Annotated in this window: 16 protein-coding genes; 8 read left to right on the forward strand and 8 right to left on the reverse strand. The window is 44.8% G+C overall.

Annotated features, from left to right (window positions below):
* Positions 1-92 precede the first annotated feature (92 nt).
* Together AB9N12_RS13350 and AB9N12_RS13355 are read left to right on the forward strand one after the other, a co-directional pair.
* A complete protein-coding gene (locus AB9N12_RS13350; protein ID WP_369892512.1) occupies positions 93-2,729 on the forward strand; it encodes a valine--tRNA ligase in 2,637 nt (878 codons plus the stop codon).
* Between the two features lie 535 nt (positions 2,730-3,264).
* Positions 3,265-5,400: an alpha-N-acetylglucosaminidase gene (locus AB9N12_RS13355; RefSeq protein ID WP_369892513.1), complete on the forward strand. Its 2,136-nt coding sequence runs from the start codon at positions 3,265-3,267 to the stop codon at positions 5,398-5,400.
* 567 nt (positions 5,401-5,967) lie between these two features.
* Here AB9N12_RS13355 and AB9N12_RS13360 read toward each other — a convergent pair.
* From AB9N12_RS13360 to AB9N12_RS13395, 8 genes are all read right to left on the reverse strand, one after another.
* Entirely contained in the window at positions 5,968-6,414 is a 447-nt protein-coding gene (locus AB9N12_RS13360) for a hypothetical protein (protein WP_369892514.1), read from the reverse strand.
* A gap of 62 nt (positions 6,415-6,476) precedes the next feature.
* Positions 6,477-7,583, reverse strand: a complete 1,107-nt coding sequence (locus AB9N12_RS13365; protein WP_369892515.1) for a DUF6340 family protein — start codon at positions 7,581-7,583, stop codon at positions 6,477-6,479.
* Between the two features lie 313 nt (positions 7,584-7,896).
* Entirely contained in the window at positions 7,897-11,214 is a 3,318-nt protein-coding gene (gene secA, locus AB9N12_RS13370; protein ID WP_369892516.1) for a preprotein translocase subunit SecA, read from the reverse strand.
* 195 nt (positions 11,215-11,409) lie between these two features.
* Positions 11,410-12,984 carry an alkaline phosphatase family protein gene (locus tag AB9N12_RS13375; RefSeq protein WP_369892517.1) on the reverse strand — a complete coding sequence of 525 codons (1,575 nt, stop codon included), beginning with the start codon at positions 12,982-12,984 and terminating at the stop codon, positions 11,410-11,412.
* Positions 12,984-14,171, reverse strand: a complete 1,188-nt coding sequence (locus AB9N12_RS13380; protein WP_369892518.1) for a DUF4105 domain-containing protein — start codon at positions 14,169-14,171, stop codon at positions 12,984-12,986. The genes AB9N12_RS13375 and AB9N12_RS13380 overlap by 1 nt, the downstream gene beginning before the upstream one ends.
* Positions 14,172-14,585: 414 nt before the next feature.
* Positions 14,586-15,086 carry a hypothetical protein gene (locus AB9N12_RS13385; RefSeq protein WP_369892519.1) on the reverse strand — a complete coding sequence of 167 codons (501 nt, stop codon included), beginning with the start codon at positions 15,084-15,086 and terminating at the stop codon, positions 14,586-14,588.
* Positions 15,086-15,598 carry a Panacea domain-containing protein gene (locus tag AB9N12_RS13390; protein ID WP_369892520.1) on the reverse strand — a complete coding sequence of 171 codons (513 nt, stop codon included), beginning with the start codon at positions 15,596-15,598 and terminating at the stop codon, positions 15,086-15,088. Before AB9N12_RS13390 ends, AB9N12_RS13385 begins: the two co-directional genes overlap by 1 nt.
* A gap of 557 nt (positions 15,599-16,155) precedes the next feature.
* Positions 16,156-17,016, reverse strand: a complete 861-nt coding sequence (locus AB9N12_RS13395) for a hypothetical protein (protein ID WP_369892521.1) — start codon at positions 17,014-17,016, stop codon at positions 16,156-16,158.
* 289 nt (positions 17,017-17,305) lie between these two features.
* On the opposite strand from AB9N12_RS13395, the gene AB9N12_RS13400 reads away from it, so the two are divergent.
* The 6 genes from AB9N12_RS13400 (at position 17,306) to AB9N12_RS13425 (ending at position 24,911) form a co-directional block, all read left to right on the forward strand.
* Positions 17,306-18,094, forward strand: a complete 789-nt coding sequence (locus AB9N12_RS13400) for a type III pantothenate kinase (protein ID WP_369892522.1) — start codon at positions 17,306-17,308, stop codon at positions 18,092-18,094.
* Positions 18,081-19,388 (forward strand): outer membrane protein transport protein, encoded by a 1,308-nt coding sequence (locus AB9N12_RS13405; RefSeq protein ID WP_369892523.1) that lies wholly within the window; start codon positions 18,081-18,083, stop codon positions 19,386-19,388. The genes AB9N12_RS13400 and AB9N12_RS13405 overlap by 14 nt, the downstream gene beginning before the upstream one ends.
* Positions 19,389-19,441: 53 nt before the next feature.
* The gene (locus AB9N12_RS13410) at positions 19,442-20,767 is read left to right on the forward strand and encodes a hypothetical protein (protein ID WP_369892524.1); all 1,326 of its coding nucleotides are present in this window, start codon (positions 19,442-19,444) and stop codon (positions 20,765-20,767) included.
* 43 nt (positions 20,768-20,810) lie between these two features.
* A complete protein-coding gene (gene lptC, locus AB9N12_RS13415; protein ID WP_369892525.1) occupies positions 20,811-21,383 on the forward strand; it encodes an LPS export ABC transporter periplasmic protein LptC in 573 nt (190 codons plus the stop codon).
* 10 nt (positions 21,384-21,393) lie between these two features.
* On the forward strand, positions 21,394-22,650 hold the full coding sequence (locus AB9N12_RS13420) for a hemolysin family protein (RefSeq protein ID WP_369892890.1): 1,257 nt from the start codon (positions 21,394-21,396) through the stop codon (positions 22,648-22,650).
* 119 nt (positions 22,651-22,769) lie between these two features.
* On the forward strand, positions 22,770-24,911 hold the full coding sequence (locus AB9N12_RS13425; protein WP_369892526.1) for a peptidylprolyl isomerase: 2,142 nt from the start codon (positions 22,770-22,772) through the stop codon (positions 24,909-24,911).
* Positions 24,912-25,123: the final 212 nt, after the last annotated feature.

Consider the following 25,123-nt stretch of genomic DNA (forward strand, 5'->3'; position numbering starts at 1 on the left):
AACCCTACGAGGGTGGTAAGATTTGAATTTAAATTGTTAACTTTGCACCCGTTATTTTTAGAATATACATTATCATATATACATAAGACAATATGGAATTAGCAAGTAAGTACAATCCCGCTGACGTGGAGGGAAAATGGTATCAGTATTGGCTGGACCATCATTTATTCAGTTCGAAACCCGATGGCCGTGAACCTTACACCATCGTCATTCCGCCCCCGAACGTCACCGGTGTGTTGCACATGGGACACATGCTTAATAACACCATTCAGGATATTCTGGTTCGCCGTGCCCGTATGGAGGGCAAGAATGCCTGCTGGGTACCGGGAACAGACCATGCTTCTATTGCCACCGAGGCAAAGGTTGTGAACAAACTTGCTGCTCAAGGTATCAAGAAGAGCGATCTGACGCGTGACGAGTTCTTGAAACATGCCTGGGAATGGACTGACGAACACGGTGGTATCATCCTGAAACAGCTTCGTAAACTGGGTGCATCCTGCGACTGGGATCGTACGGCTTTCACGATGGACGAGAAGCGTAGTGAGGGGGTGATCAAGGTGTTTGTCGACTTGTTCGATAAAGGATTGATTTATCGGGGCGTCCGTATGGTGAACTGGGACCCGAAGGCATTGACGGCTCTTTCTGACGAGGAGGTGATTTACAAAGAAGAGCACGGAAAACTATACTACCTCCGTTATCAAGTGGAAGGGGATCCGGAAGGACGCTATGCCGTAGTGGCAACGACTCGCCCTGAAACCATCATGGGGGATACGGCGATGTGTATCAACCCGAACGACCCGAAGAACGAGTGGCTGAAGGGAAAGAGGGTGATCGTTCCGCTGGTCAACCGGGTGATTCCTGTGATCGAGGATGATTATGTAGACGTTGAATTTGGTACGGGGTGCCTGAAAGTGACTCCGGCTCATGACGTAAACGACTATATGCTGGGTGAAAAGCACAACCTGCCCAGCATTGATATCTTCAACGATGACGGTACATTGAGCGAAGCTGCCGGTATGTATGTCGGCATGGATCGCTTCGATGTTCGTAAACAGATAGAGAAAGACCTCGAAGCTGCCGGACTGCTGGAGAAGACGGAAGCTTATACCAATAAGGTGGGCTACTCGGAACGTACCAACGTAGTGATCGAACCGAAACTCTCTATGCAATGGTTCCTCAAGATGCAGCATTTTGCCGATATGGCATTGCCTCCGGTCATGAACGACGAACTGAAGTTCTATCCTGCAAAATACAAGAATACCTATCGCCACTGGATGGAGAACATCAAAGACTGGTGTATCAGCCGACAGCTGTGGTGGGGACATCGTATTCCGGCTTACTTCCTTCCCGAGGGTGGTTATGTGGTGGCTGCCACTCCCGAAGAGGCATTGGCTAAAGCGAAAGAGAAGACCGGCAACGCTGCCCTGACAATGGAAGATCTTCGTCAGGATGAGGATTGCCTGGATACCTGGTTCTCTTCTTGGTTATGGCCTATCTCTCTGTTCGACGGAATCAACCGCCCGGGCAACGAAGAAATCAACTATTACTATCCCACCAGCGACCTTGTGACAGGACCGGATATTATCTTCTTCTGGGTAGCACGTATGATTATGGCAGGCTACGAGTATGAAGGACGGATGCCGTTTAAGAATGTTTATTTCACAGGAATCGTTCGTGATAAACTGGGACGTAAAATGTCCAAGTCACTCGGTAATTCTCCTGATCCGTTGGAGTTGATCGAGAAGTACGGAGCCGATGGAGTACGTATGGGTATGATGCTTTCCGCTCCTGCCGGAAACGATATTCTGTTTGATGACGCTCTTTGCGAACAGGGACGTAACTTTTGCAATAAGATATGGAATGCTTTCCGCCTGATTAAGGGGTGGACAAGAGCCCAAGACCCTATTGAGATTCCTGAAGATGCACATCTGGCAGTCCAATGGTTTGACCAAAGACTGGATGTGGCGGCTGTTGAAGTGGCCGATCTCTTCTCCAAATATCGTTTGAGTGAGGCGTTGATGCTGGTTTACAAACTGTTCTGGGATGAGTTCTCTTCCTGGCTGTTGGAGATCGTGAAACCTGCTTACGGACAGCCTGTTAATGGCTTTGTTTATAGTATGGTCCTTACCTCTTTCGAGCGTCTGCTTCAATTGCTGCATCCTTTTATGCCATTTATTACGGAAGAGTTGTGGCAACAACTGCGGGAGCGTGAACCGGGTGAAAGCCTGATGGTTACTCAACTGTATAAACCGGTGGGGGCGAATGAACAGTTTCTGGAGGCGTTTGAAGTAGCCAAGGAGATCATCAGTAATGTCCGTAGCATCCGTTTGCAGAAGAACATCGCGCAGAAAAAAGAACTCGAATTGCAGGTTGTGGGCACTCATCCGGTAGAGAAGTTGAATCCGGTGATTATCAGGATGTGTAACCTCTCTTCCGTATCAGTGGTGGACAGTAAATCGGAAGGTGCTGCTTCTTTCATGGTCGGCACCACCGAATTTGCCGTACCATTGGGCAATATGATTGATGTGGAAGCGGAAATCGCCCGTATGGAAGCCGAGTTGAAGCATAAAGAAGGATTCTTGCAGGGAGTGATGAAGAAACTGGGCAACGAGAAATTTGTCAGTCATGCGCCGGCAGCCGTTCTTGAACTGGAACGTAAGAAGCAGGCTGATGCGGAAAGTATCATCCGTTCTTTGAAAGAAAGTATTGCGGCTTTGAAGAAATTATAATCCTTTGATATTATATTTGTATAATGAAGGAGGCTATCTAACAGGTCTCGGTAATTAGAAGTCACCCCTGCCAAAGCATATTCTGGCAGGGGTGAAATCGTTAAAATAGGACTTGTCAGATAGCCTCTTTGGGGTTGCTAAAGCTATTCTATGCTTTATTTCTCTCCTGCTTTTACTTCTCTTTAGTTTTATTTCTTTTCAGCTTTACCTCTCTCCAGCTATATTCCTTCCAATCTGTTGGTGGATAAGTTATGCCCTTATGGTAAACTTCCGTTCCCTTATTGGATAAGTGGTCTTTGATTGAGAAGCTTGGTGGTAGGGAATGTGTTATCCCGCTTTCCGTGTCGGTTCGTAAAGGTTCGTTCTTATCGCCCTCAACCGTACGGATGAAGTGATATCGAACCGGTGTTCCGTGTATACGTGTATATGGTCTATAGGATCGCCCAGCATTCTTCTTATTTCATTAAATAAAAACGTGGTAAATGGATAATATATGATTCTTAATTGTTATATTTGACAAATTGTAAATAAAACTATGTATACACGTCTTTTATTCATTCTATTATGGGGGGCTACATGGATATGTAGCTGCCAAACCGAGCAGTTGCCTGTCCATGCATTGGCAGATCGTGTGACGGAGGGTACTTCGAAAGGTCGTATTCTTTTTCGGATGATGGCTGATGAAAACAATCCGTTGAAGGATTATTTTGAAATATCTTCCGAAGAGGGTAAGGTGCTGATAACCGGAAACTCTGACTTGTCTCTGGCTACGGGATTGAACTGGTATCTGAAATATGTAGCCGGTATTCATCTTTCTTGGAATAATCTTTCGCAGAAGTTACCGGAAACACTGCCGCTTCCCCAGGAAAAGATACGTAAGGAGACATCCATGGAGAACAGATATTATCTGAACTATTGTACCTATTCTTATTCCATGGCTTTCTGGGATTGGGAACGTTGGGAGAAAGAAATAGACTGGATGGCGATGCATGGCATCAATATGCCTTTGAGCATCACCGGAATGGAGGTGGTCTGGTATCATCTGTTGAAACGTCTCGGATACACAACGGAAGAAGTCAATGAATTTATTTCCGGCCCCGCCTTTATGGCTTGGTGGCAGATGAATAATCTCGAGGGTTGGGGAGGACCGAATCCCGATAGCTGGTACCGGCAACAGGAAGCTCTGCAGAAGAAGATCGTAGCCCGCATGCGGGAACTGGGCATTGAGCCGGTATTCCCGGGTTATGCAGGGATGGTTCCTCGTAATATTGGTGAAAAGTTAGGTTATCAGATTGCCGATCCCGGTAAATGGTGCGGCTTCCCCCGTCCGGCTTTCCTTTCTACGGAGGATGAACATTTCGACTCTTTTGCAGCGATGTATTATGAGGAATTGGAGAAGCTCTATGGGAAAGCCAACTATTACAGTATGGACCCTTTCCATGAGGGCGGTAATACGGCAGGAGTGGATTTGGCGAAAACCGGTGCTTCCATCATGGCTGCCATGAAGAAAGCGAATCCGGAGGCAGTCTGGGTCATTCAGGCTTGGCAGGCGAATCCTCGTGAAGAGATGATTTCTTCTCTTGACCGGGGTGATATGCTTGTTTTAGATTTATATGCCGAGAAGCTTCCTCAATGGGGAGATCCGGATTCGGGGTGGTATCGGGAAAAGGGCTTTGGCAAACACGACTGGCTCTATTGTATGTTGCTGAATTTTGGAGGTAATGTAGGTCTGCACGGCCGGATGAATCAGTTGGTGAACGGCTATTACGATGCTTGTGCTCATGCTAACGGAAAAACATTGCGTGGAGTAGGAGCAACGGCGGAGGGTATTGAGAATAATCCGGTGATGTTCGAACTCCTTTACGAACTTCCTTGGCGTGAAGAACGTTTTTCTTCCGATGAGTGGTTGCAAGGCTATTTGAAAGCTCGCTACGGCAAAGAGGTCGCTCCGGAAGTAATGGGAGCGTGGCGTGCATTGGAACATACTGTTTACAATGCTCCGAAAGATTATCAGGGTGAAGGAACCGTTGAATCTTTGTTGTGTGCCCGTCCGGGGTTCCATCTGGACAGGACTTCCACATGGGGATGTGCCCAACTGTTTTATGCACCGGATTCTACGGCAAAGGCAGCCCGGCTGCTAACCTCCGTTGCCGACCGGTATAAAGGAAACAATAATTTTGAGTATGACTTGGTAGACATCGTGCGCCAAAGTAATGCCGATAAAGGAAATGTGTTACTTGAAGAAATATCACAGAGCTATGACCGGAAGGACAAAGAGAATTTCCGCAGACAGACACGGCAATTCCTGCAACTCATCCTGTCGCAAGACAGTTTATTGTCTACCCGGAAAGAATTCTCCGTTTCCTCTTGGCTGGATGCAGCTCGTTCTTTGGGAACTACTGAAGAAGAAAAGCGATTGTACGAATGGAATGCTTCTGCATTAATCACCGTCTGGGGAGATAGTATTGCTGCCAATCGGGGCGGATTGCATGACTATTCGCATCGGGAATGGAGCGGACTCTTGAAAGACTTGTATTATCAGCGTTGGAAAGCCTTCTTTGAACAGAAGCAGGCGGAGTTGGACGGGAAGCCTGCAGGAGAGGAAATAAACTTCTATGGGATGGAGAAAGCCTGGGCAGAGAAGAGTAAGGTACAGACATTGAACAACTAAATGATTAGGAAACCCTCGTTCTATCCGTTGAACTACAAGACTTTATACTATTTTAGTATGTCGTTTTTGTCGAGCGTTTACTAAGTTAATAGTGTCAGCTCTCTCAATTTTAGCCCCTTTGTAGCTCATAAGTTTAACCCACGTCGGGTTGATATCACTTTGAGTAACCGAACTCACCTCCTTCCCGAAAGAGAGGAAGCCATACGGATATACAGATGAAGTTCTATCGAACTGACGTTTCATAGAAAACCAAGTGTTGTAGTCGGGGCTGAAATATGCCCGGTCATAATTTGTCTCAGAACTTTTTTAGAAGGAATCTTAAATTTCTACAGATCCATCTTAAGTTATATTGCTACAAGGTATATATCAAATAAGAGGCTGTCTAACAGGTCTCAGTAGTTAGAAGTCACCCTGCCCAAGCATATTCTGTCAGGTTGAAATCGTTAAAATAGGACTTGTTAGACAGCCTCTTATCTTTTTATATGAATCTTGAACGATCTCTGTTTAAAAAAAGAACGGTATCTTATTTCTCCAACAATCGTTCTTTATTTCTCCCATAATTCTTCTTTATTTCTCCAACAAATTCTTTAAGAAGTCATCCAACTCCTTATCCAACCCTTTCAACAATTCATCATTCACCAGTATGGTGTCGTCATCGACCAAGAGCAATTCCGCTACGGTTTCTTTCTCTTCATCTACCAAAACGAAGGAATAGGGTTTCAAAATGGTCACTTTGTCGAAATCTCCGGCATCTTTCATTCTACAAAGAATACTTTGCAGAGAAGGCTCCACGTTTTCCAGAAAATCATCCTCTTCATACGTTGCCCATTCTTCGACCAGAGTGTTTGCCAACTCTTCATCATCGTCATTATAAATGGTCAGTTGTCCCGATGTCTGATCCGGTTGTAAATGGATATCGGTTACGACTGTTTGTTCACAGCTACATGCATATTTAGCGACAGCCTTTTGGATCGTCGATTCGATAATGGATAGTGATTGTTGGCTTAGTTCCATGAGTTCTTTCTTTTTATACGCTCAAAGGTATAAAAAAAAGTAAGATTTGGTACACAAATTCCTTAAAAATCATCATTAAATCGGCTCATTTGTAATTTTAGCTTAGGTAATTGAGCGTTTCTCTCCTTCAATTCGGTTAAATACAAGGACGTAAGATAGTAATCCGGTCCCGCATCGATGGTGCCCCGAACACTATCCGTGATACTCTTCTTTTCTATTTTCAGGGCCAGTTGCCGGGCTTTTTCCGCCCATTCTTCCGCTTTAGCCAGGCTACCCTTCATTTCGTGATAAACAGCAATGTTGAGAGCGGTCTGCATCTTCTTCTTTTGACTTTTGCTACTTTCGAACGTTTGCTTCCAAAGTTCGTATGCGTTGTCCCATGAATTTTCACGTACATAGATGGCAGCGTCACGCATGGGAACGGAGCCTCCGGCATACAGATACCGTGTTCCTTTTTTCCAGATGGGGACGAGGTGTTTCACCGGAACGGTTCCTGCAAATGCTGCCGCTTCCTCCAACATCTGTTTGTCGGGAATCAGGTGGGTGGCAGCTTCTATGGCGCTACCTCCAAACTCCTCCCAGAAGATGCTGTCAGTAGGATGGAGCGTAGTCATCGGCCGGCTACGTTCGGGAAGATACACTCTCACTGTGGGGTATACTTTGACGTCCACCGCTCCTTGAAAACAGTTGAACTCATTCAAGTAACGCACCGTTTGGGTTGCTTTGAGTTGCAGGTTTTCCAGTGCAATGATAACATCCACTCCCAAATCAGAGGCTAACTGGCTGACCTCCTCCTGACTTAGCATACTCTCGCGAGGCAGTTTGTCATTGGCACGTAACGCAGAATCACAGATGACGACCTCATCGAAGTAATTCTGTCGTGCGATTTCTTCTGCCAGTGATTCGGTGGCAATCCGGGGGTCACCATTGGCATATATCGTTGCACGACTTACCACCGGTATGTCTTCTTTGATTTTCTCAGTCGCTGCTATCGGCTTGTTATCCGGTGCGTTGCCTGTGTTATTCACGATAGCTACTTTCCGGAGGTGTGGAGGAAAACTCAAATCCGCAGGTTGCAGATAATCAATGGAAATCTGTTCCAGACTCTGACAGCTGCCCAGTGTCAGCAGGAACAGAGCGATGAAAGCCAGTGAATAAGATTTTGCCATAGATGGGTGCTATTTAGTAATGTGAACAAAAGTACGATTTTGGAGGAATAAAAGAAAGAGGAGGCTGTCTAACATGTCCTGTTCTAACGATTTCGAGTGTATCAAAACTCCCTTTTTGAGGAAATTACCCCTGCTATAGCTATCTGTGGCAGGGGTAAATCTTTATATTTAGGCATTATGACACACCCTCGACTTCTAACTACTGAGACTTGTTAGACAGCCTCTCTTTCTTTTATAAGTGGAACACAGAGAGACTACGCCCTAAAGCATGTCATCCCGTGATTCCCAGCCTTTAATTTATAATCATAATCGATCAAAGGTTTCTACCGTGACAGTTCTTATACTTCTTGCCACTTCCGCATGGACAAGGATCGTTACGTCCCACAGTCTTCTCTGCACGGATCGGTTCACGCTTCTGCCGTTCACGGGTATCCTGGCTGGCAGCAGCCTGCTGGTTCGGGTCACTCAAGTCATGCTTGTTTTCGCGATACTTGCTCATATCCTGACGCTGTTCAGGAGCAGCCTGACGTACGTCCACGCGTCGTGCAGCCTGTTCGTCGGGAGCTTCCTGTACAGGAATCTGTCCGCGCATCAAGATAGATATAGTCTGGTTGTTGATCTTGTTCACCATCGCGTCAAACAGAGTCACAGACTCCAGTTTATAAATCAACAGCGGGTCTTTCTGTTCGTAGCTTGCGTTCTGTACGGAATGTTTCAGTTCGTCCAGTTCGCGGAGATTCTCTTTCCATGCTTCGTCGATGACGTGGAGCAAGATTGACTTCTCGAACGCTTTCACCACCTCTTTAGATTCCGATTCGTAAGCCGCTTTCAGGTTGCAAGAGATGTTGTACATCCGTTTACCGTCCGTGATAGGAATCAGGATGTTCTCGTACATGTGTCCCTGATTCTCATATACCTGTTTGATAACCGGGTTGGCGATCTGTGCCAGCCGTTCGGTCTTGCGTTTGAAGTTTTCCATCGCAATGTTGAAAGCCCTCTCGGCCAACTTATCCTTCTTCTCGTTACGGAATTCCTCTTCGGTGAACGGAGTTTCCATCGCCAATGTCTGGAGTAATTCCATCTGGCACCCTTCGTAATCATTGTTCTCGATCGCGTTGGCGCAACGGTCCCAAATCATATTCACGATATCCATGCCGATACGTTCACCCATCAAAGCGTGGCGACGTTTGGTGTAGACCACCGTACGCTGCTTGTTCATCACGTCGTCATATTCCAACAGACGTTTACGAATACCGAAGTTGTTTTCTTCCACCTTCTTCTGGGCACGTTCGATAGAGTTGGAAATCATCTTGTGCTCGATCATCTCACCTTCCTGGAAACCTAGCTTGTCCATCACACTGGCAATGCGGTCGGAAGAGAACAGACGCATCAAATCATCTTCCAACGACACGAAGAATACCGAAGAACCCGGGTCACCCTGACGTCCGGCACGACCACGCAGCTGTCGGTCTACACGACGCGATTCGTGTCGTTCCGTACCGATGATTGCCAAACCGCCCGCCGCTTTTACTTCCGGACTTAGCTTGATGTCGGTACCACGACCCGCCATGTTGGTAGCAATGGTCACTGTTCCTCTCAAACCGGCAGTAGCAACGATGTCTGCCTCTTTCTGGTGCAACTTCGCGTTCAATACTTTATGTTCGATCTTGCGCATGGTAAGCATTTTGCTCAACATCTCGGAGATCTCTACCGAGGTAGTACCCACCAGTACCGGGCGTCCTGCCTGCACCAATTTCTCGATTTCCTCGATGACAGCTTTATACTTTTCGCGTTTCGTTTTGTAAACGCGGTCGTTCATATCCTTTCTGGCAATCGGACGGTTGGTCGGGATAACGACTACATCCAATTTATAGATATCCCAAAGCTCGCCGGCTTCCGTTTCAGCCGTACCGGTCATACCAGACAGTTTGTGATACATACGGAAGTAGTTCTGCAAAGTAATCGTGGCGAAAGTCTGTGTAGCAGCTTCCACCTTCACCCGTTCCTTGGCTTCGATGGCCTGGTGCAATCCGTCAGAGTAGCGGCGCCCCTCCATGATACGTCCGGTCTGCTCGTCTACGATCTTCACCTGTCCGTCGATCACCACATATTCATCATCTTTCTCGAACATCGTGTAAGCCTTCAACAGCTGGTTGATGGTGTGTACACGTTCCGATTTGATGGCATAGTTTGTCAGAAGCTCATCTTTCTTTTCGAGCAGTTGTTCGTTACTCAGGTGCTGGTTCTCCAGCTCCGACAGTTGTCCGGCGATGTCGGGAAGAACGAACAAGGTCGGGTCTTCGGAGTTACCGGTAATCAGGTCCACCCCCTTATCCGTCAGGTCTACACTGTTCAGTTTCTCATCGATCACGAAATACAGCGGATCCGTCACCTCATGCATACGCTTGTTGTTCTGTTCCATGTAGATCTCTTCCGTTTTGAGCATACCGGCTTTGATGCCCTGCTCACTCAGGAACTTGATCAATGCCTTGTTCTTCGGCAATGCCTTGTGGCTGCGGTATAAGGCGAGGAATCCGTCTTCCACCTCTTTCTTATCGTTGGATGCGATCAGTTTCTTGGCTTCGGAGAGGTATTTGGTAGCCAATACCTTCTGTGCTTCCACCAAGCGTTCCACCAACGGTCGGAGTTGTTCGAACAACTGGTCGTCACCTTTCGGTACGGGACCGGAGATAATCAACGGCGTACGAGCATCGTCAATCAATACCGAGTCGACCTCATCGACGATGGCATAGTTGTGCTGCCGTTGCACAAGATCTTTCGGGCTGATAGCCATATTGTCACGCAGGTAGTCAAAGCCGAATTCATTGTTCGTACCGAACGTGATGTCTGCCAGATACGCCTGGCGTCGTGCGTCGGAGTTCGGCTGATGGCGGTCGATACAATCCACGCTCAGACCGTGGAACATATACAGAGGTCCCATCCATTCGGCATCACGTTTGGCGAGGTAATCATTCACGGTCACTACATGCACACCGTTTCCGGTCAGCGCGTTAAGGAATACCGGGAGGGTAGCCACCAATGTTTTACCTTCACCGGTTGCCATTTCCGCAATCTTACCTTTGTGCAGAACGACACCGCCGAAGAGCTGTACGTCGTAGTGAACCATGTTCCATACCGTATCATTACCACCGGCTATCCAGTGATTCCGATAGATAGCCTTGTCCCCTTCGATGCGTACAAAGTCTTTCGTAGCAGCCAGTTGGCGGTCGAAATCCGTAGCGGTAACCACGATCTCCTCATTTTCCGTGAACCGTTTGGCCGTAGCCTTTACGATAGAGAAAGCAACAGGCAGTACTTCATCCAGTGCTTTCTCATATTTCTCCAGAATCTCCTTTTCTATCTTGTCTATTTGTGCGAAGACCTCTTCACGGTCCTCCAATTCCAGTGTTTCGATACTGGCCTTCAACTCCTCCACTTTCGCGCGTTCGGCAGCGGCCGACTCATGGATATGTTTTTTGAGTTCTTCCGTTTTGGCACGGAGGGCATCGTTGTCCAGTCTCTCAATCTCCGGGTACGCAGCTTTGATCTTTTCCACCCAGGGCTTGATTTCTTTCATGTCTCGTGTGGATTTGTTTCCGAAAATCGAGCTTAAAAATTCATTAAATCCCATATATTATTCAATTTATTATTTATATCAATTTCAACGCGGATGAACGCCGGTTTACGCAGAATAAGGGAGAGGTTAAATCGGATTTTTAATCCCTGTTAATCCGCGTTGGAGGATCTTCCTATCAAGAAACCTCCGCAAAGTTACATTAAAATGCTGATTTATTTATGCTTTGCCCCTGTTTTTGTGAGTAATTTCTTACCGTAGGCCGGTCATAGGAGCAGAAGTGCAGGCGTTGGGAGCCCGGATACGCATAAAATGTGCCAGTGTAGGCGCGATATGATCAATGGTGACAGGCGTCCGGATGATGTCCGGCTTCACGGAATATCCCATGAAAATCAGCGGTGAAGGGACATAGGAATGACGTACCACTTTGTTCTTACCGCCATTCTCGTCGACGATGGTCCATCCGGGGAGAACGTCGATAACGAGGTCACCCGAACGTTTGCGATGATAGCCGTTACGTATTTTGTAGATTTCCGGGGTCCATGATCCCAGTAGCAGGCGGTTGGCCGAATAGGCTTCGTTCACCCCGCTGAACTGCATCAGGAACTCTGCCGCCTTCTGTTGTATCTCCGCCAGATTCAGTTCCTTCTTCTCCAGTAACTTATGGTTCAGGTAAATCTGCCGGTTGTGATGTGCTTCCACATACTTCCCTTCGCCATACGTAGCCATCAGGTACATGTTCAGCAAGGCGGCGCAACGGTTGAGGTGGAATTCCCCCCCCGGAATCTTGTATACCCCCGAATCGGGTGATTCGCTGTCGGTATATCCGGTGGAAGTGATGAAAATAAGTACATGCTGCAAGCCCACTTTCTTATCGAGCACTTCGAGCAGGTCGGCGATGCTACGGTCGAGACGCACGTAGGTGTCTTGTATCTCCATGGCACATTCCTGTACGGATTTGTGCATATAGTTGCCGGCATAATAAGTGAGTGCCAATAAGTCAGTAATGTCGTCCGCGCCGATCGAACTTTTGTTCAACGCCTCTTCGGCCAGCGCGTTCACTTCATCATTCACAAAAGGGCTGGCGATGAAGTGGCGGTACTTATTATTGCGGTCGTCATCAAACTTATATTTGAAGATCATATCCCGCCAATCTGGCAGGAAAGTATACATACTCCGAGGAAATACCGGTTCCCATGTCATACCGGCGATACGGAAATCAACCGCCTGCCGGTCGTTATATTGGCTTGCCCACCACGGAAACTCCCCGTAATAGGTGGTTCCGCTCCATTTCCCGGTGTTGGGATTGAGCCAGAAAGCAGCGTTTCCGGCATGTCCGGCCGCGAAAAGTGCGGCATCGCAATCAGGTGCGATGGCATATACGAGCCCTTTGCCTTGGGTCGCTATTTTAAGCTCGTCGGCAATGGTTGAAGTCAGTAGTCGGGTGGGGGCGGCAGTCCGGTCGGTGTAATACCCCATGAATGTCATGTCGTCCGTGCTGTTGACGGGGCGGAGCGTAGAGACGTCCATCCAGCGTTGGGAAATAATTCCGTTCACGGAAGGCGTCGTGCCGCTGTAAATAGCCGCAATGGCAGAGGCTCGGTCCACCCCGCTGAAGGTATATTCGGCATTATGGAACACCCTTCCCTCTTTCCAAAGACGTTTGAATCCTTTCTCGCCATACAGTGACGAAAACGCTTCCAGATAGTCCGTACGCAATTGGTCGATGGTCAGCCCCACCACCAATTTAGGGGCGGCAGGCAGCGACTGGGCTTGTAGCCCGGTGAAAGTCAGTACGGTGATGAGGGAAGTAAGTAGTCCTTTCATTATCTCTTTTTAGATGTCACAATCAAATGGCTTGCTGAACGTACCAGCAAAACGAGTGCCAAAGGTACAACAGCAAAGTCGATTTCTTGCGGAATGGCGCGTAAAAGCAATATAAAAAGTGTTAAAACGACTAAGTTCAGGGTCAGATACCAACATCTCTTCCCTTTTCGGACACAATAGACCACATACGGAAGGAACAGAAGTTGTCCCGGATGGAACACCCATAACAGGTAATTGGGACTGACTGCCGGGTGTTGGGAGAAGAGGGCGAGGAAGGCGAGGACGCATCCCACGATGCCCGCCATGCCAAAAAGAAAGAGGTCGACCCCCCATAATCCGGTTCTCCGGCGGATGCCGTAAATCGTGGCGGCGGCTGTCAGTATAAATAAGAGTAACGAGCATTGGAGCGGAGTAGGCATCCAGCTGCTTTCATCCGGTGCGGGAGTGGCATCGACTACCAGCTCTTTGGATGCTACGAGCCGGCGAATATAGTTCTTTCCGGAAATATATATGCCGTTGAAAATATTCATCAGGTAGAAAGGGGCAAACATCGTTTGCTGTTGTGTGATGGGTTGGTCGGCTTCGCTTCCGATGCAGAGATCGATGCCGAAACGTGCCCATGGATGCCCTTTGCAATATTCATGTACGATGCTGCGGAAGGTACAGGAACTATCTAGCGGAGCGATGGGGTAAACCACCTTTTCTGTAATGCTTTCCAGTATCTTGTCCCGGGGGCGGGTGGCACAATTGTCGTGAAAGAAATTATAATGGTATACCCGGTTCTCCGGGCGATAATTCTCTTGTAATGAACGGACTAGTTTTCTCCCTTCATCACGGGTCAGATAGAGTGTCTGTTGCCATACACTGCGTCCGAGAAATGCGTATTCAGCTGCGAAACGCTCGTAATCGGTTACTCCCAGTTGGTAGTCCGTTTTTCCGAGCGCGAAGCGGAGGATGAAGTGTGGCGTGTTGAAACTGAACAATCCGTAATTGAATACAAGGTCAGTTCCTTGTGAAAAGTTCTCATAACGGATGGCCGTGTGTCCGAACAGGGAATAGATTTCCTCTCCGGGGGCACAAGTCAGCAGACTCAGACGGATGGAGTCGTTGTCGTTGGCAGATGCTTGTCCGGTGGGCAGAAGCAACAGGAACAAGGAGAGGATGATGTATGAGTAAAATCGTTTCATTAGCTGGATCGTTTTATTTCAGTGGCAAATATACGAAAAAAATAGTTGGATTCGAAAATCCGGAGGCTTTATTTTATCAGAATAGAGCCTCTAATTGACTGAAACAGAGCCTCTGTTTAGGGTAAATAGAGGCTCTGTTCGGGTGAAATGGAGGCTCTGTTTGAGTGTAAAATCCTTACAAAAAAGCGAGCCACCAAACGAGCCACCCCTAAAGTCGTTCTAACTGTTTGTCAACCAATCGTTTGCAACGGTCGGAAGAAAGTGGAAAAAGCCACCAAACGAGCATATATAAATACTAAAGTATAATAAATATATAAATATAGTTCGATCGACACACTTTTTCGGTGGTTGGCGGACGGGAAAATACCCTAAAAGAAATTCTTAGGGAAATGAGCAAACCCGATTTCAAAAAAACTAAGGGTTAATTTCATGATAAGGGTCATAAAATAATATATAAAGCATTCCATGAGCGCCTACTAAAAAATAGATTCGAGGGGATTTTATATTTGATTTTCTATCGGCTAATGTTTCTTTATTAGTGTATAATGCAAAATGGTAGATTTCCGGATATATAATATTGTTAGATATCTCTCCATGTAATTCTCTCAATACTTTGCGTAAATTACCTCTTATTTCTGATTTATAAAAATGAAATTCATGATTATTTTCCTCTAACAATTCATCTAAAGTATGTTTAGAAATATATTTGATAGCTTTAAAATAAGACTTTATGTCCTTATTATCAAAACAATCTTGTAAAAAATGGTATTTAGTCTTATCTAAATCAATTAAATCATAACATATAACAGGAAGCGTTTGTTTAGAATTATAAATGCTTTCATTAGATAATCCTTCTCCCCATGTATACCTTTGATGAAATTCTTCAATATCCTCAATATCAAAATCGTAAGCCATTATTGTTTTCTTTTTTTAGAATCCAGTCTACTTTTATAATAGCTATACATTGTTTCTAACGAAATTTCTTCATTTGAATATTCAAACGGATTTAGCCCTTCTCTTTTTTCGCTCCATGGCTTTTCTGAATGTGTTAAGAATACCAATTTGTCATGACTCATTGTCCCGTAAAATTGAAATATTGATTCTAAAAATTCAAGTTGGTCATTATCTAAATCTAATTCTTTTTTCTTCTTTTCTAAGTTTCCTTCGATATCAATTTGTTCTGGAGTTATTTGGTCATATATGCCAATATTTTTATATTGATTATATATACTTCTATATACAGGGCCATTAACCCACGCTTCCGGTCTTTCGTCAAATAATAATTTTTTATCGAAATAAACCATATGCCATGCTTGAATATAATATAATATCTTCTGTAATTTTAAAGGGCATACAGATACTCCGTTTTCAAATAAACATAGTAATGTAAATTCTGCGATGGATTTTATATTTAAATTGGTTTTCATCTTTTTTCTGCAAATTAAAACAATTAAATTGAATGATGTATCATTCATTAATAAAAATTGGGGATTACCACTCTATAATTACCAATAAATCCTCATCTTTTCACTAAAGATACGAAAAATTGGGGAGAAGTCCAATTTTTTTGCAAGAAATAGTTATAGCCTAATCGTCATCAGAATCACCACCTCAGATAATAGAACTAAGGTTATCAGTGAACTTACTCGTTGGGTAAAGTGTATTTTGCCATATATTGACGTGGTGCGTTGCCATTAAGCAAGTGGACTTGTGGCGAGCCTTGATTACGTGTGGCAGTAGCAATACGTCTTTTTTGTGATTTTGGGTATGGTTATTGCTGAATAATCTGACTTTTTATTTATGATTGAGTCTTTTTTAGTTGAAAGAAAATGATGTTTTTCTGTTAAGAGTGCAAACTCTAAATACTTTTCTACCCCTGCTATAGTTATGTAGCAGGGGTAAATCTTTCAAATTTGGCATTATGTATACCTTATGGCTATTTTATTATTGCACGATAAATCTATAAAATGGCTAGAGGAACAAATTACCAAGTATCAACCCATTTTGTTTCTGGAAATCCATTCATAGTATGAGTGATAGTGCCTGTTATGTTTACAGTCCAAACACGAACTGGTAACCCATTTGGAATTATAAAAGCTGGAAGTAGTAAAAAATCGTGGTTTTTTGCAACATTAATAGTGCTGTTTACATTTATATTACCCCCACCATAGTTACCAACCTTAGCATATCCTGATAGATTTAGGTTGATAGTTCGACTTTCCCCTGCTTCATGCCAGCTCCTTCCCTTATATTCCAATTTTAATGTTATGAAGAGTGCTTCGGCATCTTGATTGTTAATTCTTATATTGACAGATTTTAATTCATGTACATACTTGAATTTATATTTTCCGTAATTGTAAGGTGTACATTCTTGTTGGTGGTTTGCTCCTAGTTTTCCAAATGTAACATTTGTAGTGGTTCTACTAGTTGGAGACTGTTCTAGTGAAGATGCAGAAATAGCTATAGCATTGCCACATACTATCTTCTCGTCATCAGATATTAAAATCATTTCTCCATTTACATATTTTAGAATAGAATCATTAATTTGGATTTCCAGATGTTTATCGAATAGGGCTTGAAAGGATGTTGGCATATTGAAAATTTCATTGTCTTCACATCCATCACAATGTAATAGGAAAGGAGCAGAACTGTGCATTCGAGACCACTTAATTTGTTCATCATAACTTTTTAATGATAACTTATTAAAAGTGTCGAAAAATTCTTGTGTGTTTTTAAATGAAATCCGAGAAAAAGTTTCTTTCGTTTCTCTAAATGACTCATTTTGTTCACATCCACAAAAAAGTAATACTAAAAAAAGAGGGATAAGCATTTTTTTTGTTTTCATAAGTGCGATTGTTTTTAAGAGGTTAATTATTAGTGAATGATTACTCTGTAAATATAATATTTTTTTTTGAGATAATGCATGTTTCTCTATTTTTTATCTGATAAATAGAGAAATATCATTTTTTTGTGGTAAAACTTAGAAATGATATTTTTGATTAATAGATTTGACGGGTTGGCTTAGTGCTTAACTAATTTTATTACTGTGGTATTTTGAGGCTATTTTCTAGTTTTGCATAAAACCTTCGATTAACGGTTATGTAGATGTATTCGCAGCAAATAATTCCCCCTTTATGCTTCAACTTCTCTTTTTTTACTTTACATTTGCGCTCGCTAAAGACGAAAATGCATTGAATTTAATAATCGACATAGGAAATACAATGGCAAAGGTGGCTCTCTTCGACGGTGGAGAGATGGTGGAGGTATCCGCTGGATCCAATCAGTCGCTGGAGGGTTTGAAAGCACTTTGCTCGAAGTATCCGGTGGATCGGGGAATGGTGGCTACTGTCGTTGACTTGAACGAACGGATACTGGCTGATTTGGCAGCTTTGCCGTTTCCTTTGCTCTGGCTCGATCACCGGACGCCGCTTCCGGTTGTCAACCTGTACGAAACTCCTGAAACATTGGGGTATGATCGTATCGCTGCCGCAGTGGGTGCCCATGAGCAGTTTCCTCATCGCGACATATTGGTCATCGATGCCGGGACTTGCATTACATACGAATTTATCGATTCAAAAGGTCGGTATCACGGAGGGAACATCTCGCCCGGTATGCAGATGCGTTTTAAGGCACTTCATCGGTTTACGGGACGCTTGCCTCTGGTGGACGCCGATGGGCGTAAACTCCCGATGGGACGGGACACCGAAACGGCTATACGTGCCGGAGTGATGAAGGGGATCGAGTACGAAATTTCAGGTTATATTGAGTCTATGAAGCATAAATATCCTGAACTTTTGGTTTTTTTAACGGGCGGAGATGAATTTTCTTTTGATAGCACCGTAAAAAGTACCATCTTTGCAGATAGATTTTTAGTGTTGAAAGGATTAAATAGAATTTTAAACTATAATAATGGTAGGATTTAAATACACACTTTGTGTGCTTTTGCTCACGATGGTTACCGGAATGGCAATCGCTCAAAATAATACAAACTCCCCTTATACACGATATGGCTATGGTGACTTGTCCGATCAAAGCTTCGGTAACAGCAAGGCGATGGGGGGAATTGCTTTTGGACTTCGGGATGGAGCACAGATCAATCCGCTGAATCCTGCTTCGTATACGGCCATTGATTCATTGACATTCCTCTTTGAAGGAGGCGTCAGTTTGCAAAATATGAACATTAGCGGCGGCGGTGTGAAGCTGAATGTCAAAAACTCCAGTTTCGACTATCTGGCCATGCAATTTCGTCTGCATCCGAGGATAGCGATGAGTGTCGGTCTGTTGCCGTTCTCCAATGTCGGATATTCTGTATCGGATGTACAGCCGAATGATGATCAAACATTGAACACATATCGAAATTTCAGTGGAGAGGGTGGATTACATCAGATGTATGCCGGATTAGGTGTGAAAGTGTTGAATAATCTTTCGGTAGGTGTGAATGTTTCTTATTTATGGGGGGATATTGATCGTACACGCACTATAAATTATAACGTGTCGAACGTGTATTATCATGAACAGACATCAGGTGTTTCGGTTTCGGATTACAAGTTGGATTTTGGAGCACAATATAGATGGGATATAAGCAAGAAAAAATCTATTACGATAGGTGCGGTGTATTCACCAAAGCATAAAATTGCTGATCGTTATAATGTGATAACGCAGATGAAGACGGTAAGTAATAGCGGAGGTGTTTCTATTGTCTCTTCCAACTCCTTGAACCCGGATGCTACATTGGAACTGCCTAATACATTTGGCATCGGATTCACTTATAACTATGACAAACGTTTGACAGTCGGTGCTGATTATAGTTTACAGCAATGGTCGAAAGCTAAGTTTGGCGTAAATGGAGCAGATGAGGCCATACGTAAAGAGTTTGATGAAACATACGCATGTGGCGACCGTCATAAAATAGCGGTGGGTGCGGAATACATCCCCAATTTGATCGGACGTTCCTATTTATCCCATGTCAAATATCGTTTGGGTGCTTATTATACGACTCCCTACTATAAGATCAATGGTAAAAGCGCTGCCCGTGAATATGGCGTCACTGCCGGTTTCGGTCTGCCTGTGCCTCGTTCCCGTTCCATCCTCAGCATCAGCGGACAGTTTGTCCGTATCAGTGGACAGGAGCCGACCTTTGTAAACGAAAATATCTTTCGTGTCAGCATCGGATTGACGTTCAATGAACGTTGGTTCTTCAAACGCAAAGTAGAGTAATGAGAAATAGAAAGAATAGACGACTATATAATAACAACTAAAACTTAGATACAATGAAAACTAAAACGCTTGTGGCTATGCTGTTCCTTTCGGCAGGGGCAACCACTGTGGTAGCACAGGATGCGTCTAACTGTAACTCGAACAGTAGTATTTCGCATGAAGCTGTGCGTGCAGGTAACTTTAAAGATGCGTATATTCCTTGGAAAGCTGTGTTGGAGAACTGCCCGACGCTTCGTTTTTATACCTTCACCGACGGATATAAAATACTGAAAGGGTTGATGGGACAAATCAAGGACCGGAACAATCCGGAATACCAGAAGTATTTTAATGAATTGATGGATACGCATGATTTGCGTATTAAATACACGGATGAGTTCCTGGCTAAAGGAACGAAGGTCTCTTCTGCCGATGAAGCACTGGGCATCAAGGCGGTGGATTATATCGCTTTCGCTCCGAAGATCGATCCGAATCAGGCTTACCAATGGTTGAGCCAGTCTGTAAACGCTGCGAAAGGCGAATCGGCAGGTGCAACGATCTTCTATTTCCTGCAGATGTCTTTGGATAAACTGAAGGCTGATCCGAATCATAAGGAACAGTTCATTCAGGATTATCTGGCTGCTTCCGAATATGTGGATACTGCCATTGCCAATGAAGACAACGAAGCGAAGAAGAAACCGCTGCTGGGTATCAAGGACAACTTGGTTGCGCTGTTTGTGAACAGCGGAACGGCGGATTGCGAATCACTGCAAAACATCTATGGACCGAAGGTAGAAGCCAACCAAACGGATTTGGCTTACTTGAAGAAGGTGATCGACATCATGAAGATGATGAAATGTACCGAAAGCGATGCGTATCAACAGGCTTCTTTCTATTCTTATAAGATAGAACCGACCGCAGAAGCGGCTACCGGATGTGCTTATCAGGCATTTAAGAAAGGGAATATCGACGATGCAGTGAAATTCTTCGACGAAGCTGTGAACCTGGAGACCGACAATCTGAAGAAGGCTGAAAAGGCATACGCTGCTGCGGCTGTATTGGCTTCTGCCAAAAAACTGTCTCAATCAAGAACTTATTGCCAGAAAGCAATCGGATTTAACGAAAACTACGGTGCTCCGTACATCCTGATTGCCAATCTTTATGCAATGAGTCCCAACTGGAGCGATGAGTCTGCTTTGAACAAGTGTACTTATTTTGCCGTAATCGACAAACTGCAACGTGCCAAACAGGTAGACCCGAGCGTAGCCGAAGAGGCTAACAAATTGATCGGTACGTATTCTGGTCATACTCCGCAAGCTAAAGACCTGTTTATGTTGGGCTACAAGCAGGGCGACCGTATCACTATCGGCGGCTGGATAGGAGAGACTACAACGATTAGATAAATGTATGTCGCGAAAACGAAGAAACCGTTTCTTGCATAAAAGCATGGGCATAACAATCACCTGCGCGGTGATTGTTATGCTTCTTTTATTATCTTCCTGTAGCGGAAAGAATAAAGCGATGGGGGAGGCTATCACTGAACGTGATTCTCTTCCGGTGATGACAACATTGGGAGTCACCACGCTTATTTCCGATTCCGGAGTGACACGGTATCGGGTGAATACGGAGAAGTGGGAGATGTACGACCGCAAAAAGCCATCCTATTGGGCCTTCGAAAAAGGGGTATATCTGGAACAGTTCGACTCTATCTTTCATATAGAAGCCAGTATCAAAGCGGATACTGCCTACTATTATGACAAAGAAAGGCTCTGGAAGCTGATAGGGAACGTGGATATACAGAACCGCAAAGGTGAACGCTTTAATACGGAATTGCTCTACTGGAACGAAGTCACCAAGAAAGTATACTCCGACAAGTTTATACGTATTCAACAACCGGACCGGATTATTACAGGGCATGGATTCGATGCGAACCAGCAAATGACCATATATACCATCCATAACATAGAAGGAATTTTCTATGTGGATGAAGAGGCGGGTGGCGCTCCGCCCCAACCGTAAATCAAAACGTATGAATATTTATATCTCTCTAATTATTACCATGGTCTTCTCCGCCTTCTTCTCAGGGATGGAGATTGCCTTTGTGTCGGTCGACAAACTGCGTTTCGAGATGGAGCGCAGAGGGGGAATTACCTCCCGCATCCTTTCCGTCTTCTTCAAGAATCCCAATGAGTTTATCTCTGCTATGCTGGTGGGGAATAATATCGCACTGGTCATCTACGGTATCCTGATGGCACAGATTATCGGCGACAATCTACTGGCGGAATTTATAGAGAACCATTTCTTGATGGTGCTGGCACAGACCGTTATCTCTACTGTAATCATCTTGGTGACCGGAGAGTTCTTGCCGAAAACACTCTTCAAAATCAATCCCAATCTGGTTTTGAACATTTTTGCCCTTCCGCTGCTTGTTTGCTATGTCGTTCTCTATCCTATTTCGAAACTCTCTTCCGGCTTGTCTTGCCTGTTTCTTCGTCTCTTTGGAATGAAGGTAAACAAGGATGCGTCTGACAGGGCGTTTGGAAAAGTCGACTTGGATTATTTCGTACAGAGTAGTATTGATAATGCCGAAAATGAAGAGGAGCTGGACACGGAAGTGAAAATCTTTCAGAATGCCCTTGACTTCTCGAACATCAAAATCCGCGACTGTATCGTTCCGCGCACCGAAGTGGTGGCGGTCGATCTGACCACTTCACTGGATGAGTTGAAGAACCGCTTCATCGAATCCGGTATCTCCAAGATTATCGTGTATGACGGGAATATCGACAATGTGGTCGGCTATATCCATTCGTCGGAAATGTTCCGTGCACCGAAAGACTGGCATGAGAATGTGAAACAAGTGCCGATTGTGCCCGAAACCATGTCTGCCCATAAACTGATGAAGCTCTTCATGCAGCAGAAGAAAACGATTGCCGTGGTGGTGGATGAGTTTGGAGGTACGTCGGGCATCGTATCTCTGGAGGACCTCGTGGAAGAGATTTTCGGAGATATAGAAGACGAGCATGATAATACTTCTTATATCAGTAAGCAAATCGGCGAACGGGAGTATGTGTTGTCCGCCCGCCTGGAGATAGAAAAAGTGAACGAGACGTACGGACTCGACTTGCCCGAGGCGGATGATTATCTGACGGTAGGAGGGTTGATCCTGAACCAATATCAGAGCTTCCCGAAGTTGCATGAGGTGGTCCGGGTAGGGCGTTATCAATTCAAGATTATCAAGGTCACAGCGACAAAAATAGAACTCGTACGGTTAAAAGTCTTGGAATAATGGCGATAATCAAGAAATTTTTAGCTAATAAATAGATGCATATTAGCATTTTTTGTATCTTCGTGCGCTAAAATGACAAAGGAAAGAAATAATAATAAACATAAATCGTATTAATCAAAATGGCAACGTTACAAAACATTAGGTCGAAAGGACCTCTATTGGTGATTGTTATCGGCTTGGCGCTGTTTGCTTTCATTGCGGGTGACGCATGGAAGGTGGTGCAACCGCATCAGGCACATGACGTAGGTGAGGTGAACGGAGACGCTCTTTCCGCTCAAGAGTATCAGAATTTGGTGGAAGAATATACCGAAGTAGTGAAACTCATGCGTGGGGTGACCGCCTTGAATGACGAACAAACCAATCAGGTGCGCGATGAGGTATGGCGTTCCTACGTAAACAATAAACTGATCGAAAAAGAAGCTAAAGCACTGGGATTGACTGTCTCTGCTGCTGAAATTCAGGACATCCTGAAAGCCGGCGTTCATCCTTTGTTGAGACAGACTCCTTTCCAGAATCCGCAGACGGGAAACTTCGACAAGGATATGTTGAACAAGTTCCTCGTGGAATATGCGAAGATGAACGAATCGCAAATGCCGGCACAGTATGCCGAACAGTACAACAAGATGTATAAATACTGGTCGTTCATCCAGAAAACATTGATTGAAAGCCGTTTGGCTGAAAAGTATCAGGCTTTGGTGTCTAAAGCGCTTCTCTCTAATCCGGTGGAGGCACAGGGGGCTTTCGATGCAAGAGTAAACCAGTACGATGTGTTGATGGCCGGTATTCCTTACTCTGCTGTGGTAGACTCTACCATCGTTGTGAAGGAATCGGAACTGAAAGAACTGTATAACAAGAAGAAAGAACAGTTCAAGCAATACCAGGAAACTCGTGACATCAAATATATCGATGTACAGGTGACTGCAAGTGCTGAAGACAGAGCTGCTATCCAGAAAGAGGTAGACGAAGCGACTGAGCAGTTGGCTGCTACGAAGGAAGATTATACCTCTTTCATCCGCTCGGTGGGATCGGAAGCTCCTTATGTAGACTTGTTCTATAATAAAACGGCTTTCCCGTCTGACGTCGTTGCACGTCTGGACTCTGCTGCTGTGGGTACTGTTTACGGGCCTTATTATAATGGTGCCGACAATACGATCAACTCTTTCAAAGTGGTGGCTAAAGCTGCTGCTGCCGACTCTGTTGAATTCCGTCAGATTCAGGTATATGCAGCTGATGCGGCAAAGACTGAGACACTGGCCGACAGTATCTACAATGCCATCAAGGGAGGGGCCGGTTTTGTCGAGCTGGCTAAGAAATACGGTCAGACGGGGGATGCAAACTGGCTGACTGCTGCACAGTATGAAGGTGCACAGATTGACGGGGATAACCTGAAGTTTATCTCTACGATCAACAATGCTGGTGTCAACGAACTGGTGAACTTGCCGATGGGACAGGCTCATGTAATCCTTCAGGTAACCAATAAGAAAGCTGTTAAAGACAAATATAAAGTGGCTGTTGTCAAACGTGAAGTGGAGTTCAGCAAAGAGACTTACAACCGTGCTTATAATGATTTCAGCCAGTTTATCGCAGCTAATCCGAGTGTGGAAAAGATGGTAGCTAACGCTGAAGAAGCCGGTTACAGACTGCTCGACAGAATGGATTTGAGCAGCTCCGAACACAACATCGGTGGTGTGAGAGGTACCAAAGAGGCGTTGAGATGGGCCTTTGATAAAGCAGAACCGGGTGAGGTTTCCGGCCTGTACGAATGTGGTGAAAGCGATCACATGATGGTAGTAGGGCTGGTAGGCGTTAAGCCGGAGGGATACCGTCCGTTGAAAGCGGTGCAGGATCTGTTGAGAGCTGAAATCGTGAAAGATAAGAAAGCTGAAAAGATTATGGCTGACATGAAAGCGGCTAATGCAACTTCATTCAGCCAGTACAAAGAGATGGCTAATGCGGTCAGCGACTCTTTGAAGATGGTTACTTTTGCTGCTCCTGCATACGTATCTTCATTGCGCAGCAGCGAACCGCTGGTAGGTGCTTATGCTTCTGCCGCTGCGGAAAATCAGTTGAGTGCTCCGATCAAAGGGAATGCCGGAGTATTCGTACTGCAGGTATACGGTAAGGACAAACTGCAGGAAACATTCGACGCAAAAGCTGAAGAGGCTACACAGGCTAACATGCACGCACGTTTTGCCGGTCGTCTGATGAATGATTTGTATCTGAAAGCAAACGTAAAAGATACACGCTACCTGTTCTTCTGATTCACTGTTCAGAGAACTCGAGTCGCTATATAATCAGGCATAAATCATACGTATTCTCCTGAAGCGTATGATTTATGCCTGATTTGTCTCTGTCTCCTCCGTGTCCTCTGTGGTGAATACCTGAATACTGTGGTGAATAAGCGATTTTTGTTAACTTTTACATTCCTGCTATACGGAAATCGACTTTATTTCCTTACATTTGCAAATATAAA

The organism is Bacteroides sp. AN502(2024), from assembly GCF_041227145.1.
In the GTDB taxonomy this organism is placed as follows: Bacteria; Bacteroidota; Bacteroidia; order Bacteroidales; family Bacteroidaceae; genus Bacteroides.